Genomic DNA, 15,654 nt, shown 5'->3' with positions numbered 1-15,654 from the left:
CGGACCGGTTCAGCCGGCCTGCAGGCCGATCGCGGTGCGCGGCATGGGCACGAAGCCCGGCAGTGCCTCGACCCGGGCGAGCCAGGCGCGCAGGTTCGGGTAGTCCTCGAGGGACACGTTGCCCTCCGGCGAGTGGGCGATGTAGCTGTAGTTGGCGACATCGGCGATGGTCGCCCGGTCTCCGGCGAGGAACGGCCTCTCCGCCAGTTCTTCCTCCATCACCCTGAACAGCGCATGGGCCCGGGCGATGACCTCCTCGGGATTGAAGGGCGCAGCGAAAACGGTCACCAGGCGCGCCGCCGCCGGACCGAAGGCCACCGGGCCCGCGGCGATGGACAGCCAGCGCTGCACGGCCGCCGCACCGACCGGGTCTTCCGGCAGCCAGTCCGGGGTGCCGTAGCGCTTGGCCAGGTACACCAGGATGGCGTTGGAGTCGCTGACCAGGGTGCCGTTGTCATCGATCACCGGAATCTGTCCGAAGCGGTTGAGGGCGAGGAATTCGGGCTGCTTGTGTTCGCCCTTGGCGAGGTCGACGAACACCCGTTCGATGGGCAGGCCCAGCAGCGAGAGCATCAGCTCGACGCGGTGGGCGTGGCCTGACAGGGGATGACGATAGAGCGTGATGGCGTTGGGCATGCTGGTGACTCCGCGACGGTTGGAGGATTCGGCGGCGAGGGCGCCTCGAAGGGGCTCGCGCCAGTGGAGGCATCTTGCGCCTCCGCTTTTTTCAGCGGAATCACCAGGCGGGACAATCCATCATTTCGGAATTCGGAATAATTCGGCCGCGCAGGGCGGGGTGGGCCCGCAGGCGCGGCAGGGCGAAGTCGAGGAAGGTGCGCACCCGGGCGGCGGCCCTCTGACCTTCCCGGTAGTGCAACTGGACGGCCAGGCCCGGGGCCGCGCAGTGTTCCAGCACCGTTTCGAGCCGGCCGTCCTGGAGTTCCGCGTGCACCTCGTGGCTCATGCAGCGGGTCAGCCCCAGCCCGAGGAGGGCGGCGCGAAGGGCGGCGGATCGGGTGCTGCAGGTGAGACGGGGGGCCAGCCGGATCGTCCGCGCCGCACCGTCGCAGAGGAAGCGCCATTCCGTCCGGGCCAGGTGGGCGTTCGACTCGATGATCGAGTGGTCTCGAAGCGCTTCGGGCGTCTGCGGTCGTCCCCGCAGATCGAGGTAGCGCGGGGCGGCGCAGAGGATGGGGCGCACTATCCCCACGGGCAGGGCGAACGCCGAGGAGTCGGGAATCTGGCCGGTGACGAGGGCGACGTCGATACCCTCTTCCAGCAGTCGGGGCGTGTCATCCCGGAGCTGGACGCTCAATTGGACCTCGGGAAACTGGGCCAGGTAGTCCAGGACGATGGGCGTGAGCACCTGCCGGGCCATCAGCCTCGGTACCGATACTCGGAGCTGCCCGCTGGGATGGGCGTGCAGGCCGGTCGCCGAACGCTCCGCCTCGGCCACTTCCTGGAGGATCTGCCGGCAACTGGCGGCGAAAACCTCGCCGGCCGCGTTGAGGCGAGTCCCCCTCGGGCCGCGCACCAGCAGGGGCGTCTGCAGGCGGATTTCGAGCGCGGCGAGGCTGCGCGTGACCGTCGCCTGGGAGAGGCCCAGCGCACGGGCCCCGCCCGCCAGGCTCCCGGCCTGGGCCACGGCGTCGAACACTTGCATCTCGCGGAACCGGTCCATCTCGCTACGCCGACACGGGCGGTTGCAGCGCCGGGTTGCGCCCCAGCCGCTCCGCGCAGAAGTCGATGAAGGTGCGCACCTTGGCGGGCGTCCGGGCTGCGCCCGGGTGCAGGAGGTGGATGGGCAGCGGCGGCACGCTGTATTCGTCGAGGACGATCTCCAGCTCGCCCCGGGCCACGGACTCGGCGACCTGGTAGGAAAGCACCCGGGTAAAGCCCCAGCCCAGTCGCGCCGCATGGATCGCCGCGCTGTTGGAGTTCACCACGAGGCGAGTGGGCGGGCGCAGGGTGAGCGGGCCGTCCGGCCCCACGAACCGCCAGTCGGTGAGCAGCGGACTGGCGGAGGAGACCACGACCGGGGCTCCCTCCAGCTCGCCGGGCGTGGCCGGGCGGCCGACCCGGTCGAGAAAGTCCGGCGCGGCGCAGATCACCGAGCGGACCTCGCCCACCCTGACGGCCGGCATGCCGGTCTCATGCAGCCGGCCGATGCGCACGGCCACATCCACGCCCTCGTCGCTCATGTTCACCACCCGGTCCACCAGCAAGGCGTTGATGGTCACTTCGGGATGGCTGGACAGGTAGTCGACGATCACCGGTATCAGGTACAGCTCGCCGAACATCACCGGTGCCGTCACCGTCAGGTTGCCCCGGGCGCGCAACGCACTGCCCGAGGCCAGTTCCTCGGCCTCTTCGAGCTCCAGCAGGATGCGCCGGCAGTCTTCCACATAACGCTGGCCCGCCTCGGTCAGGCGCAGGCTCCGGGTGCTGCGGGCCAGCAGCAGCGTGCCGAGCCGTGCTTCGAGCGCCGCGATCACCCGGGTCACGCTGGGCGGTGACATGCCCAGTTGCCGGGCGGCCGCGGCGAAACTCTCGGCCTCCACCACGGCCAGCAGCACCTTCATTTCCTGGAATCGGTCCATGGCTCTCCGCCTGGTATTCGCTTACCGGCTGCACGGTAGACAGCGCTTGGACAAAGTTCAACGGGGACCTCGGCAGGGGATGCGAGCGCTGCGCGTTGCGTGGGGTCGGGTCAGTCCTTGGTCGTCCGGGTCGCGCCCGCCCGCCGGCAGCTTCGGGAGGCGCTGCCCGGGCACATGGTGCGGGAAGCGGACGGTGAATGGCGCCTGGCGCGGGATCGCTGGCGGCTTCCCCTCAGCTACACCTTGCAGGCGGTGAAGCGGCCGGGGCGGGACCTGCCGCAGGAGCGGCTGCAACTGGTTTCCTGGGGACTGCGCCGCCGGCGCTTTTCGCCGGGCAAAAAAAGTCGCCACGTCGGTCAGCATTCGGGGGAGGTGCGACCGTGGCGACTTCAAGTGTCCTCAGCAATTGGACACTTTGACGTTAGACCAGGTTTTAGCGGATTTCCCGTGCAGCCGGTCGGCTCGTGTCGGTGGGGACGTTCCGTCGGAATTGCCCGCCGGTTGCCTTCAGTCCCGGGGGGGCCGAGTGGGGCGTCTCCGGATGACGGCCTGAGTAGCCGCGAGCAGCAGGGCACCCGGGTGTGCCTGACCTTCAAGGTGATGGAGCGGCTGTCGGCCTGGCGGGGCGCGCTGCACCGGGCTCTTCGCGAATGAATTCGCTTCTGCAAGCCAGGCCATTGCCCTAAGCTGCCACGCTTTCCCACCGACCGAGGCCCACCCGTGAGTTCCAACGACCCCCTGCATGGCATGACCCTGGCGAAGATCCTCGAGGCGCTGGTCGCCCATTACGGTTGGGAGGGGCTGGGCAGCCGCATCGACATCCGCTGCTTCACCTCTGATCCGAGCATCAAGTCGAGCCTGACCTTCCTGCGCAAGACGCCCTGGGCGCGGGAAAAGGTCGAGGCGCTCTACATCGAGATGACCCGGCGCGGGTGAGCCCTCAGCGCCGGCTCACCTGTACCGCCGGTGCCAGGTCCTGGCACTGGGTGCTGAGGCCCGGGGCGAGGTAGGGCTGGAGGATGGGCGCCATGCCCTTGAGCACCTGCACCGGCAGGGCGGAGGTGAAGCTGAACTTGTCCGCCTTGCTGCCTTCGACGAAGGCGGTGAGGGTGCCGAAGTGGCGCGGGCCCAGGTAGAAGACGAAGGTGGCGGTGCGGTTCATGGCCTTGGAGCTGGTCACCGCGCCGTAGCGGGTGACGGTCTGGATGCGGTTGTCGCCGGTGCCGGTCTTGCCGCCCATGACCAGGGGTTCTCCGCCGGGGAGGGTGAAGGTGCCCTGCAGGCGCCTTGCGGTGCCGCCTTCCACCACCTTGGAGAGGGAGTCGCGCAGGGTCGCGGCCACTTCCGAGGTCATCACCCGCTTGCCTTCGCGGGTCTCGTAGCCCACCAGGGTTTCGTAGGGGGTGTCGGCAGCGAAGTGCAGCTGGTCGATGCGCAGGGTGCTCTGGCGCACGCCGTCATTGAGGATGATGCCCATGAGCTCGGCCAGGGCCGCAGGACGGTCGCCGGAGCTGCCCAGTGCGGTCGCCAGCGAGGGCACCAGGTGGTCGAAGGGGTAGCCCAGGGACTTCCAGTGCTCATGGATGTCGAGGAAGGCTTCCACCTCCAGCATGATGCGGATCCGCTTGTCCCGGGCGTGTTTGCGCTTGGACTTGAACAGCCAGCTGTAGACCTCCCGGCGTTCGTCGCCGCTGGCTTCCACCGCGTCGCGGAAGGTGGCCTGGGGATTGGCTTGCAGGTAGCCCAGCAGCCACAGCTCCAGGGGGTGGACGCGCGCCACGTAGCCCTGGTCGTTGAGGTTGAAGGCACCCGGCCCGTAGCGGGTGTAGAGGTCCTGGACGCGCTTGTCGGTCAGCGCCGGGTTGGCCTTGGGCACCCGTTCGCGCATGAAGGCGGCGAAGGTGGTGAGGTCGGCCTGGGGTAGCAGGTAGCGGTGGATGGCGGCCATCCGCGCGCCCCAGGGATTGAGGCCATCGAGGAAGGTGGACATGCGCTCGTCCGCGCTCTTGCCCTGGTACTTGTTCCAGAAGCGGCGCAGGTAGGTCTGGCTTTCCCGCGAGACGAAGAGGTCCAGGTAGCCTTGCCGGCGCGGGTCCTTGTCGTCCGACAGCAATTGCATCTTGCCGCCCTCCGGGCGGTACATGTCGTGGCGGACGATGTCCCGCAGCAGGCGCACGAAGGGCAGGTTGATGGACTCACGCAGGGAGTCCCGCAGGGTCGGGCGGCGGCCATTGTCCTCCTTGCGGAAGTTGTTGAAGGTGTGCACCCCGCCGCCGGTGAAGAAGCTCTCGTAGGGGCTGGCGGAGTAGGTGCGCTCCATGGCCGCCTGAAGCATGGCGTAGAGGTCACGGTCCTTGTGTTCGATCAGGTAGTCGATGGACCAGCGGCTGATGGCGTCCAGCGGGTCCACCGGCACCTTGCGCAGTTCCTCGACCCCGAGGCCGGCATAGCGGCGGTGCAGGGTGGCGATGTACTCCAGGTAGGTGGCCAGCACCCGCAGCTTGGCGGTGGAGCCCAGTTCGAGCTTGCTGCCCTCGTTGATGTCGAAGGGCTGGTCGGTGTTGTCGGTCTGGACCCGCACCCGGTTGCCGGACGGCGTGCGCTCGAAGAGGGTGAAGCTGTAGCGCACGTCGGCGGTCTTCTCCGGGGACAGCAGGCGCTCGCCATAGAGGCCCACCTGCTCGGCGAAGGTGGGATCGGCCAGGTGCTTCAGGTAATCGGTCACGGCGTTCTGCAGGTCGCTGTGCAGGGTGCTGTTGGCGGTGAGGTCCAGGCGGTCCAGGTCGTAGAGCGGCATGCGCAGCAGGCTGGACAGGCGGCTTCGGGAGACGCTGATGCCCTTGTTCGCATCCACCGCCTGGATGGCCGAGTCTTCCTCCCAGTTGCGAAAGCGCAGCCGGGCGCCCAGGGCGGCGTCGCGGAGGGTCGGGTCGATGACGCCGGCGCCGGCCAGCACACGGATATGGCTGTCGGTCAGCGCGTTCAGTTCCTCATGGGCCCTGGACAGGTAGTAGGAAGGCCGCCGCTGGGCGATGAACAGCGACAGCACCTGCCGCATGGCCAGCCCACGGGCGGCGGGGTCGCCGTCCGTGTCCGCGAGCAGGCGGTTGACCTGGTTGAAGTCGGCGCCGTACCAGACCCGCAGGCCGTCGGCTATCCCGTGCACCTCGCCGTGCCCCGGAGCGGCCGAGAGCGGCACGCTGTTCAGGTAGTCCATGACGATGCGCTGCCGGGCATCCAGGGTCTGCGGACCGTCACGGTAGGCGCGGACGCTGGCGGAGACCATCTGGCGAATCTTCTCGCTGGCCGAGATGGTGCGGCCATAGGGCGAGTGGCGGTACTTCTCGAGCTGGGTCGCCAGGGTGCTGCCGCCGGCGGACTGGCCATCGAGGTCGATGGCCTTGCCCACCTGGGTCAGGGCCGCCTTGGAGAAACGCGGCCAGTCCACGGCCGGGTTGGCCAGGGGCGTCTGGCTGTCCAGCAGCTTGCGGTTCTCGATGAACAGCAGGCTGCTCACCAGCACCGGCGGGATGCTGGTGAAGTCCGGGTAGCGCTGCTGCGGGTAGCGGAACTGGTAGAAGGGCCGGCCGCGACAATCACAGATGCTGATGCCCGCCTGGACCTTTTCCTGGTAGGGCGGGAACAGGCCATGGTCGGTGTAGCTGATCAGCGCGGGGGAGAAACGGGTCTGCTGCAGGATGGAGTAGCCCCGCTTTTCCAGGCGATCCAGCATCTGCGGCAGGTAGGCGTAACCCAGGCGCAGGTCGAAGGGGCCATAGCCGGGGTAGCGGATGGCGTCGCTCGGCCCTTCCTCGAGCCGGTAGTTCAGGCTGGCGGCGTAGCGGCTGAGTTCGTGGGCCTGGAAACGGGACGTCCGGACCTCGTGGGACACGAGGAGCCCGACGAGGACCAGGGCCGTCAGGCTCAGGCCCCAGAACAGCAGGCGGTGCCTGCGACGGGGTTTTTTCGGGGGAACAGCGGGGTCATTGAGATGACCTTGGGGTACCTCTTTCCTTATCTCGTCGGATCGCCATATTGCGCCCATAGTCCACCGGCCTGGCCTGTTACCGCTCTTGAATCCAATCTTAGTAGGTCAATGGCGCGCTGCATGTCGGAATGGCGGCAAAACAGAGGCTTATGCATGGCAGGCGACAATCGGAAGCAACTCGACCACAGCTGGCGGGTCAACGCCCAGGCCTGGGCCCGGGCGGTCAGGGAGCGGCGTATCGAAAGCAGGCGATTGGCCACTGATCAGGCCCTGGTCGATGCGGTACTGGCGTGCCGACCGGCGCGGGTCCTTTTGGTGCTCCTGGAGGTGACGCCTGGGGCCTGATCGCGCTTCTGATAACAGCCTGTCCCGTCTCGCGCCTGATCATGGAGAACCCTGCATGCCCAGCCATATCCCGCTGATCCACCTCCACGTCTGGGCGCTGTGCGCCTGCCTCGCGCTGACCGGGTGCGCGGGCTTTCGTTCGGGTGAGGAAAGCGCTGCCTATGTCGACGGCCAGGAGTCGGGTGAGCGCGGAGAACTTCGCCTCGATGACATCAGCCTGGCGGTGCGGCTGAACAACCAGATCCAGCAGAACGACTTCCAGGTCATCCTCTTCGTGGTGCCGGTGATGTACGACCCCTTCGACAAACCGCGCTACGCCGAGGACGATCCGACGCGACTGGTGCTGGACATACGGCCTGCCACTGCGGATTACCGCTTCCGCCCGGAGGAGGTGGTGCTGACGGTCGATGGCCGGCCGCTCGGGCCGGAGCGGGTCTCGCTGATCGTGGTGCACGATCCCGGGCAGTTTCCCCTGGAGGGCATGCAGGCCATCGCGCAATCCCCCACAGGGCTCGATTACCGGTTGGCGGTGCCGCAACGCACCTGGCAGTTCGAGTTGATTTTCAAGGGGCCCGTTCCCAAGCCTTCGAGCGATGTGCGGCTGGATCTGTCCCGCGCCCTGGTGCGTCCGGGCGGAGCGCCCTTGCCGGTCATCCGCTTCAAGGCGCGGGCCTGGAGCCAGGGCTACACCTGAGCGCGGCCGGGGACCTCGAGACTTGAGGTCGTTCGGAGGATGCCGGAAGATTCCGCCCCAGCTGCCGGCGATCTCCTATCCAACTCGAGGAACGAGCCATGCAAAGCATCACCTTCCCTGACGGCACCCGGGTGCCCGCCATCGGCCAGGGCACCTGGCACATGGGGGAGCGTCCCAGCGAGCGGAGGCGCGAAGTCGCCGCGCTGCACCAGGGCCTGGAACTGGGGCTGACCCTGATCGACACCGCCGAAATGTATGCCGATGGCGGCGCCGAGGAGGTGGTGGGCGAGGCCATCGCCGGGTGTCGCGACCAGGTGTTCCTGGTGAGCAAGGTCTACCCCTGGAACGCCAGCCTGAAGGGCACCGCCCAGGCGTGCGAGCGCAGCCTGAGGCGCCTGGGAACCGATCATCTCGACCTCTATCTGCTGCACTGGCGCGGCGAACACCCCCTGGAGGACACGGTGGAGGCCTTCGAGCGCCTGCGTGAGCAGGGCAGGATCGCCCGCTGGGGCGTGTCCAACCTGGACCTTTCCGACCTTCATGAGCTGCCGGCCGGATGCGCCGCCAACCAGGTGCTCTACAACCCCGAATCCCGAGGCGTCGAGTTCGACCTGCTGCCCTACCAGCAGGAACAGGGCATGCCCCTGATGGCCTACTGCCCGGTGGGGCAGGGTGGCGCCCTGCTGCGCAATGCCGCCCTGGTGGAAGTCGCCCGTCGCCATGCGGCCACACCGGCCCAGGTGGCGCTGGCTTGGGCCTTGCGCCAGGACGGTGTGCTGGTGATTCCCAAGGCGGTGGACCCGCTGCACCTGAAGCAGAACGCGGCCGCCCATCAGCTTCGCCTCAGCGACGACGACCTGGCGCTGATCGACCAGAGCTTCCCGCCGCCCCGGCGCAAGCGGACGCTGGAGATGGTCTGACTCCGTCCCGGCACCGCTTTCGCGGTAGGAGCGGGCTTGCCCGCGAAGGTCTGCACCGTCTTCGCCGGCAAGCCGGCTCCTACGCCGCGAAGGTCTGCACCGTCTTCGCCGGCAAGCCGGCTCCTACGCCGCGAGGGTCGGCACCGCTTTCGCCGGCAAGCCGGCTCCTACGAGGAAGATTCCTCCATTTGGCGTTTCCATTGTCCTACGGCTCTCTTAGACTCTCGCTCCAAGTCTCCAGGGAATGGTCTGTATGAAGTCTTCACTGTGGTCGCTGTTGGGGGTTCTGGCCGCCGTCACCCTTGCCTGGGCGGAGGAACCGCCGGCCCTTGATCCGCTGCTGGATGCCCAGGCGGCCGTGGCGTCGGCGGGAGGCGAGGTTCGCGGTGTGCTGCGGGCGCGCAACCAGGCCGTGATGGCGAGCGAAGTGCCCGGGCGCATCGTCGAGATGCCTTATGCCGAGGGCCAGTCCTTCAAGAAGGGCGAGGTGCTGGTGCGCTTCGATTGCAGCGCCTACCAGGCCCAGCTCAACGCCGCCAACGCCGCCACCCGCGCCGCTCGCGAAGAGCTCAAGAACAAGCAGCAACTGGCCGCGCTCAATTCCGTGGGGCGCTTCGAGGTGGCCCTGGCGGAAGCGCGTCAGGCCCAGTCCCAGGCCGAGGCCCAGGTCTACCAGGTGCAGGTGCAGCGTTGCCAGGTGAAGGCCCCGTTCGACGGCCAGGTGGTGGTCCGCCGCGTGCAGCCTCACGAGAGCGTCGCCAGCGGCGCGCCGCTGCTGGAGGTGGTGGACAATCGCACCCTGGAGATCTACCTCCTGGTGCCGTCCAGCTGGCTCAGCCGGATCAAGCCCGGGCAACCGTTCGAGTTCGTCCCCGATGAGACCGGCAAGCCCCTCCAGGCCGTGGTCAAGCGCCTCGGCGCGCGGATCGATGAGGGCAGCCAGACCCTGCTGCTGATCGGTGGCCTGCCGGCGGACGCCGAAGGGCTGCTGGCCGGCATGAGCGGTACCGCGCACTTCCAGGATGCGAAATGAGCGCGGCCCCACCCGGCGCCGCCGAGCGCGTCTTCGCCCAGTTCCTGGGACTGGAGAAGCAGGCCCGGCAGGCGGGCAGCACCGAGCAACTGGGTTTTTCCATGGTCAACGACGGCCAGTCGCTGTTCGGCTTCCGTCACGCCGCGCTGCTGATCGCCGGCAAGGTGCAGGCCCTGACCGGTATCAGCGTGGTGGAGCCCAATGCTCCCTTCGTGGCCTTCGTCGAGCGTGCCGCCGGCCGTTTGCTGGACCTGGGGCTGCTGGGTGAGGCGCGGCCGGTGGACCCGGCCGTGCTGGATGACCAGGCCCGCGCGGATTGGCAGGACCTGTCCGCCGCCCACGCCTACTGGCTGCCCCTGAAGGACCGTCAGGGGGCGCCCTTTGGTGGCCTCTGGCTGGCCCGCGACCAGGGCTTCACCGAGGCCGAGCAGGCCTTGCTGGCGCAGCTCGCCGATACCTATGCCCATGCCTGGCTGGCCCTGCAGCCGCGTAAACCCTGGCGCCTGCGCTGGCCCGGGAAAAAGCGCCTGGCGGTGGCAGCCGCCCTGGCCCTGGTGTTGCTGGTGCCGGTCCGCCAGTCGGTGCTGGCGCCGGCGGAGGTGGTGCCGCTGGGCGGCCGGGTAGTGGCGGCGCCCCTGGATGGCGTGATCGCCGAGTTTCTGGTCAAGCCCAACCAGGGCGTCGCCGCCGGGGAGTTGCTGGTGCGCTTCGATGCCACCGGCCTCAAGGCCCAGGCGGACGTGGCCGAGCGCGCCCTTGGCGTGGCCGAGGCCGAGCTCAAGGCCAATACCCAGCGGGCCTTCGCCGATGCCGAGTCCAGTGCCCGCATCGACCTGCTGGCGGCCCGCGTGGAGCAGAAGCGCGCCGAGCGCGACTATGCCCGCCAGTTGCTGGCGCGCAGCGAGGTGCGTGCCGAACGTGCAGGCATCGCGGTGTTCGCCGATGCCGAGCGTCTGACCGGCAAGCCGGTGCAGACCGGCGAGCGCCTGATGCAGATCGCCGACCCGTCCCAGGCGGAGCTGCGCATCGAACTGCCGGTGAGCGACGCCATCGCCCTGGAGCCTGGCGCCGAGGTGGCGCTGTTCCTCGACAGCGACCCGCTGAACCGCCACGAAGCGCGACTGGAGCGCTCGGCCTACGAGGCCCAGGCCACCGCCGCCGGACAACTGGCCTACCGCCTGGACGCCCGCTTCGTCGACAAGCCTCCGCGCATCGGCTTGCGTGGCACCGCCAAGCTGTTCGGCGGACGCGCGCCACTCGCCTACTACCTGTTGCGCCGGCCCCTGGCCGCCGCCCGCCAGAGCCTCGGTTTCTGATGCTGCCCGCGCTGCGCCCCGACCTGCAGTTGTCGCCGGCGGCCCCCGGCCTCGACGGTGCGCCCCAGTGGACCCTGGCGGACCCCCTGCGCGGCCGTTATTTCAAGCTGGGGGCCGCCGCCGTCCGCCTGCTGCGCCACTGGGCGCTGGGGGACCCGCAGCGGGTCCTGGCAGCGGCCAATGCCGAGTCCGGCCTGCCCCTGGGCGAGGTGGAACTGGAGGAAATGCTGCGCTTTCTCGGCAGCCACGACCTGATCGCCGCCCTGGATGACCAGCAGCGCGCCAGCTACGCCCTCAAGGCCGGGTCCCAGCGGCAGGGGCTCTGGAAGCGGGTGCTGCACCAGTACCTGTTCTTCCGGATACCCCTGTGGCGGCCGGATGCCTTCCTCAATCGCGCCTGGCCGCTGCTGGAGCGTCACGGCCCCTGGATGCTGCGCTGGGGCCTGCCCCTGGTCTTAGCCCTGGGGCTGTTCCTGGTGGCACGGGACTGGGAACGCTTCCTCGCCACCTTTCCGCACCTGTTCAGCCTCGGCGGCGCCCTGGCCTTCGGCGTGGCGCTGACCTTCGCCAAGCTCTGCCACGAGTTCGGCCATGCCTTCATGGCCAAGCGCGCCGGCTGCCGGGTGCAGAGCATGGGCCTGGCGTTCATGGTGCTGCTGCCGATGTTCTACACCGACGTCAGCGATGCCTGGCGGGTGCGGGATCGCCGTTCGAGGTTGCTTATCGGTGCCGGTGGCGTGCTCGCCGAGCTGGTGCTGGCGGTCCTGGCACTGCTGGCCTGGTCGCTGCTCCCGGACGGACCCTTGCGCACCTCGGCCTTCATGCTTGCCAGCGCCACCTGGATCACCACGCTGATCATCAACCTCAACCCCTTCATGCGCTTCGACGGCTACTTCCTGATCAGCGACTTCTGGGGCGTGGACAACCTGCAGAACCGTGCCTTCGCCCTCTGCCGCTGGCGTCTGCGGGAGGCACTGTTCGGCTATGGCGAGCCGGCGCCGGAGCCCTGGCCGGCGGCGATGCAGCGGCGCCTGCTGGTCTGGGGCTACGGCTCCTGGCTGTGGCGCGCCGTGCTCTTCTTCGGCATCGCCCTGGCGGTCTATCACCTGTTCTTCAAGGTGCTGGGGATCTTCCTGATGCTGGTGGAGCTGCTGTGGTTCATCGGCCTGCCCATCTGGCGCGAGATGAAGGAGTGGTGGCAACGGCGGGACCAGGCCGACCCGCGCAAGGTGATGTTCACGGGGTTGGCCCTCGGCGCGACCCTGCTGGCGCTGGTGGTGCCCTGGCGCGGCTCGGTCGACGTGCCGGCGCTTCTGGAGGCGGCCCGCGTCAGTGCGCTGCATGCGCCCGTGGCGGCGCGGTTGAAGGCGGTGCATGTGCGGGACGGCCAGGCGGTGGAGGCGGGGGACCTGTTGCTCGAACTGGATGCCCCGGACCTGGACTCCCGCCAGGCCATCGTCCGCCGCGAGATCCAGATTCTCCAGCTGCAGTTGCGTCGTCAGTCCGCGCGCAGCGAGACCGCCGCCGACGCCGGCATCCTCGAGCAGCGACTGGCCGAGGCCGTCGCCGAGTACCGAGGGCTGGCCGCCCAGCGCGAGCGCCTGCAACTGCGTGCGCCCCAGGCGGGCGTGGTGCGGGACCTGCAGCCCGACCTCACGGCGGGGCGCTGGCTCAACCCCGCCGAAACCCTGGCTCGGGTGGTGGAGCCGGGCCTGCGCCTGCGCGGTTACCTGGCGGAGGAAAGCCTCTGGCGGGTGAAAGTCGGCAGCGAGGGCCGTTTCATCGCGGATGACCCGGCACGCCCGGCCATGGCGGTGCGCCTGGACGAGGTGGACGCCACCGGCGTCGCCTATCTGGAACTGGAAGCCCTTGGCTCCGATCACCAGGGCCCCATCGCCGTGCGCCGTGACGAGCAGCGCCGGGCCGAACCGGTGCAGGCCCAGTACGGCGTGCGCCTGAGCCTGCTGGAGCCGGGCATCCGCACCGCCCAGCCCCTGCGCGGGGTGGTGGTGCTGGACGGCGAGGGTCAGTCGTGGCTGGGCGCGGCCTGGCGACGGCTGGCGGCGCTCGGGGTTCGAGAAAGCGGGTTCTGACCCATTACCGGAGGAGCAAGGAGGTTCCGTGAATCCTGAAGCATTGCCCCGCTGCTCGCGGCTTCCGCTGGCGATCCCGCTGCCGTCGCTGCTGGACGCGCTGGCGCGGGTGTCCGCCGGGGCCTGGCAGCATCATTTCAACACCGGCTACTACGAGGGCGACTGGAGCGGCGTGGCGCTGATCGCACCCGAGGATGCGCCCTTGCCGCTGGCCCCCGGCCTGGGGGCGCCGGTACGTACCGGTTGGTGGCAGCGGGAGGCGGCCTGGAACGAGCTGCTGGACCTGTTCCAGGCCAGGGTGCGCAGCGCGCGCCTGCTGCGCCTGGGCGCCGGGGCGCGCATCCATGAGCATTGCGACCCGGACCTGGGGCAGCCCGGTGGCGACCTGCGCCTGCACATTCCCTTGCTGAGCCCGGCTGGCGTGGAGTTCCTCGTCGATGGCCTGCAGGTGCCCATGCAGCCCGGCGAGTGCTGGTTCATCGACCTGTCGCGCCCCCATCGGGTGGACAACCCGGGGCCCGGGGCACGCGTTCACCTGGTGCTGGATTGCCAACCCGACCCCTGGCTGCTCGACCTGGTGCGGGACGGGCTGGAGGACACCCCGGCATTGCGGCCGGGCAGGGCGGGGCAGGCCTTCGCAGCCTTTCGCCAGCGGGTGGAGCGGGATGCGGAACTGGCCGCGCGCTTGCGCACCTTGACCGATGCCCGGGATTTCCCCGGCGCGGTTGTGCGCCTGGGGATGGGCCTGGGATTGGCGTTTTCCGAGGCGGAGGTGCGCAGCGCCATGCGCCAGGGCAAGCAGGCATGGAGCGATCAATGGCGAGTGTGAAGCCGGAGCTGGATTTTCGTGGCTGGCGGCCGATCCGCACCTGGCGGGATGAAGCCGGGTGGCGGGTGGACTGGTGCTGGTTCGGCGACCAGCGTCTGACCCAACCCTTCTTCCGTGACGATGTGGAGCAGGCACTGCGCCTGCCCTTCAACCAGGCCTTCCGCCGCGAGACCGGGCTCGATGCCCTGCTGGATTGGCAGGTTGCCAGCCCGGGCCTTGCGCCCACGGCGCTGATCTTCCACGCCTCCCGCTGCGGGTCGACGCTGATGGCGCAGATGCTGGCGGGGCTGGAGAGTCATCTGGTGCTTTCGGAACCGCCACCCCTGGACGCGCTGCTCCGGGCCCATTACCGGGATGGGCTTGCGGGGGATGCCCAGCGGGCCGCCCTGGTCGCCGTCCTGTCGGCGCTGGGCCAGGCTCCCGGCTCCCGGGCACGCGCCCTGGTGGTCAAGCTGGATGCCTGGAATATCTTCGAGCTGCCGCTGGTGCTGCGGTGTTTCCCGGATACGCCCTGGATCTTCCTCTATCGCGACCCGCTGGAGATCGCCGCGTCCCACCTGCGAATGGCCGGAATGCACATGATTCCCGGGCAGTTGCAGGGCTCTCCGCTGAATGAGCCGGACGAAGCCCCGGCGCCGCGCGAGGTCTATATCGCCAGGCGACTGGGACGCCTGCTGCAGCAGGCGGCGACCTGCTGTCGGACCCATGGGGGCTTGCTGGTGGAGTACCCCGAGCTGCCCCAGGCGCTGGCGGGGCGATTGCGCTTGCCCCTGGGGCTCGCTTCCGAACAGGTGGAACTGGCCCTGGCGGCGAGCGCGCGCAACGCCAAGCGGCCAGCGGAGACTTTCATCGACGACAGTCGGCAGAAGCGCGAGGGGGCGCCGGCGGCATTGCGCGACGCGGTGGAACGCTGGGCGCTGGAGCCTTACCTGGAGCTGCAAGGATTGCGACAGGCTCAGTCGGCATGATGGGCGGGGCGTCGCATCTGCAGTTGCACCGCGTCTTCATCCCCGGGCAGGACCAGGAAGCCGAGTCGCTGGTAGAGGCGCAGGGCCGGGTTGTGGCGCATCACGGCCAGCTCCACTGCCTGATCGCGGGCGTCGGCCTCGCGGATGATTTCCGCCAGCAGCCGCTCGCCCAGGCCCTGCCCGCGATGGCGGGGGGCGAGGCCCAACTCCAGGATGCGAATGGCCGTGGCGCCCTCATGCAGGGTGACCAGCCCGATGGGATCGCCCTCCAGCAGGATCAGGTCGGTCCGCGCGCCCGGGTAGTGGCTGGCGAAGGCGCATTGCTGGAGTTGCCACTGTTGCTCCAGCAGGGCGGGGCAGAGGGCGATCAGGGCGGGGTCCAGCCCGCGCAGGAGGGCGAAGAACTGGCGCAGCCAGGGTTCGTCCCCGGTGTTGGCGGCTCTCCGCCGGAGCCTCGCCGGCGTGCCGGCCGTCTTTATCTCGGTCATGCGCTGCTGTAATTTCCTTCGCTGCCCAGGCCCGTGCCTGTATTTCTAACGATCAGGGAGAGACCAGATGTTCATTGAGACCCAGGGCCTTACGGCAACGATGTTCGCTTCGGAAGTCGGCCAGGTGTTCACGGCGGAGACGGTGCCTGAACCCGTGCAACTGACCTTGCTGAAGCTGGTGGAGGGGCGTGCGGCCGCTGGAGGGTTCCGCACGCCGTTCTCGCTGATCTTCACCACCCCGATGAGCGTGCTCCTGCTCGAGTCGCAGTACCGCCTGAGGAGCGCCAGCGGGCGCGAGTACCTGCTGCACCTGAGCCCGATGGTCTCGCCCCTCGACGGCCAGCGCCACTACCAGGCCCAGTTCAACTGAGCCTGGTGGT

General features: G+C 69.1%; 14 protein-coding genes and 1 pseudogene. 10 read left to right on the top strand and 5 right to left on the bottom strand.

Annotated features, from left to right (window positions below; genetic code table 11):
• Positions 1–9: 9 nt before the first annotated feature.
• The 3 genes from KF707C_RS15890 to KF707C_RS15880 all read right to left on the bottom strand — a co-directional run bounded on the left by KF707C_RS15890 (position 10) and on the right by KF707C_RS15880 (position 2,600).
• Positions 10–636, bottom strand: a complete 627-nt coding sequence (locus KF707C_RS15890) for a glutathione S-transferase family protein (protein WP_004420052.1) — start codon at positions 634–636, stop codon at positions 10–12.
• Between the two features lie 100 nt (positions 637–736).
• On the bottom strand, positions 737–1,681 hold the full coding sequence (locus KF707C_RS15885) for a LysR family transcriptional regulator (RefSeq protein WP_051050676.1): 945 nt from the start codon (positions 1,679–1,681) through the stop codon (positions 737–739).
• A gap of 4 nt (positions 1,682–1,685) precedes the next feature.
• A complete protein-coding gene (locus KF707C_RS15880; protein ID WP_004420048.1) occupies positions 1,686–2,600 on the bottom strand; it encodes a LysR family transcriptional regulator in 915 nt (304 codons plus the stop codon).
• Between the two features lie 156 nt (positions 2,601–2,756).
• On the opposite strand from KF707C_RS15880, the pseudogene KF707C_RS29795 reads away from it, so the two are divergent.
• Together KF707C_RS29795 and KF707C_RS15870 are read left to right on the top strand one after the other, a co-directional pair.
• Positions 2,757–2,864 (top strand): annotated as a pseudogene (locus tag KF707C_RS29795) (SAM-dependent methyltransferase); the annotation flags it as partial.
• A 456-nt stretch (positions 2,865–3,320) separates the two neighbouring features.
• Complete coding sequence (locus KF707C_RS15870) at positions 3,321–3,536, top strand: VF530 family protein (RefSeq protein ID WP_004420041.1); 216 nt, start codon at positions 3,321–3,323, stop codon at positions 3,534–3,536.
• A gap of 4 nt (positions 3,537–3,540) precedes the next feature.
• Here the strand turns inward: KF707C_RS15870 and KF707C_RS15865 are convergent, their stop codons facing one another.
• On the bottom strand, positions 3,541–6,645 hold the full coding sequence (locus KF707C_RS15865; protein ID WP_004420039.1) for a transglycosylase domain-containing protein: 3,105 nt from the start codon (positions 6,643–6,645) through the stop codon (positions 3,541–3,543).
• A 343-nt stretch (positions 6,646–6,988) separates the two neighbouring features.
• On the opposite strand from KF707C_RS15865, the gene KF707C_RS15855 reads away from it, so the two are divergent.
• From KF707C_RS15855 to KF707C_RS15825, 7 genes are all read left to right on the top strand, one after another.
• Complete coding sequence (locus tag KF707C_RS15855) at positions 6,989–7,627, top strand: hypothetical protein (RefSeq protein ID WP_004420036.1); 639 nt, start codon at positions 6,989–6,991, stop codon at positions 7,625–7,627.
• Between the two features lie 98 nt (positions 7,628–7,725).
• The gene (locus KF707C_RS15850; RefSeq protein ID WP_004420034.1) at positions 7,726–8,547 is read left to right on the top strand and encodes an aldo/keto reductase; all 822 of its coding nucleotides are present in this window, start codon (positions 7,726–7,728) and stop codon (positions 8,545–8,547) included.
• Between the two features lie 253 nt (positions 8,548–8,800).
• Positions 8,801–9,580: an efflux RND transporter periplasmic adaptor subunit gene (locus KF707C_RS15845; protein ID WP_004420031.1), complete on the top strand. Its 780-nt coding sequence runs from the start codon at positions 8,801–8,803 to the stop codon at positions 9,578–9,580.
• Positions 9,577–10,896 carry an efflux RND transporter periplasmic adaptor subunit gene (locus tag KF707C_RS15840; RefSeq protein ID WP_004420028.1) on the top strand — a complete coding sequence of 440 codons (1,320 nt, stop codon included), beginning with the start codon at positions 9,577–9,579 and terminating at the stop codon, positions 10,894–10,896. Before KF707C_RS15845 ends, KF707C_RS15840 begins: the two co-directional genes overlap by 4 nt.
• Positions 10,893–12,989, top strand: a complete 2,097-nt coding sequence (locus KF707C_RS15835) for an efflux RND transporter periplasmic adaptor subunit (RefSeq protein ID WP_192817689.1) — start codon at positions 10,893–10,895, stop codon at positions 12,987–12,989. Before KF707C_RS15840 ends, KF707C_RS15835 begins: the two co-directional genes overlap by 4 nt.
• A 28-nt stretch (positions 12,990–13,017) precedes the next feature.
• Entirely contained in the window at positions 13,018–13,818 is an 801-nt protein-coding gene (locus tag KF707C_RS15830) for an aspartyl/asparaginyl beta-hydroxylase domain-containing protein (protein ID WP_004420021.1), read from the top strand.
• Positions 13,806–14,786 carry a sulfotransferase family protein gene (locus KF707C_RS15825; protein WP_004420017.1) on the top strand — a complete coding sequence of 327 codons (981 nt, stop codon included), beginning with the start codon at positions 13,806–13,808 and terminating at the stop codon, positions 14,784–14,786. Before KF707C_RS15830 ends, KF707C_RS15825 begins: the two co-directional genes overlap by 13 nt.
• On the opposite strand, the gene KF707C_RS15820 is transcribed toward KF707C_RS15825, so the two are convergent.
• A complete protein-coding gene (locus KF707C_RS15820) occupies positions 14,774–15,274 on the bottom strand; it encodes a GNAT family N-acetyltransferase (RefSeq protein ID WP_004420016.1) in 501 nt (166 codons plus the stop codon). The genes KF707C_RS15825 and KF707C_RS15820 overlap by 13 nt on opposite strands.
• Before the next feature lie 67 nt (positions 15,275–15,341).
• On the opposite strand from KF707C_RS15820, the gene KF707C_RS15815 reads away from it, so the two are divergent.
• Positions 15,342–15,644, top strand: a complete 303-nt coding sequence (locus KF707C_RS15815) for a DUF6916 family protein (RefSeq protein WP_051050675.1) — start codon at positions 15,342–15,344, stop codon at positions 15,642–15,644.
• The last annotated feature ends 10 nt before the right edge of the window (positions 15,645–15,654 follow it).

Origin of the sequence: Pseudomonas furukawaii, assembly GCF_002355475.1 — a bacterium.
Classification (GTDB): Bacteria; Pseudomonadota; Gammaproteobacteria; order Pseudomonadales; family Pseudomonadaceae; genus Metapseudomonas; species Metapseudomonas furukawaii.
The sequence above is the reverse complement of the archived record's forward strand: the minus strand, read 5'-3'. Positions and strand labels throughout refer to the sequence as shown.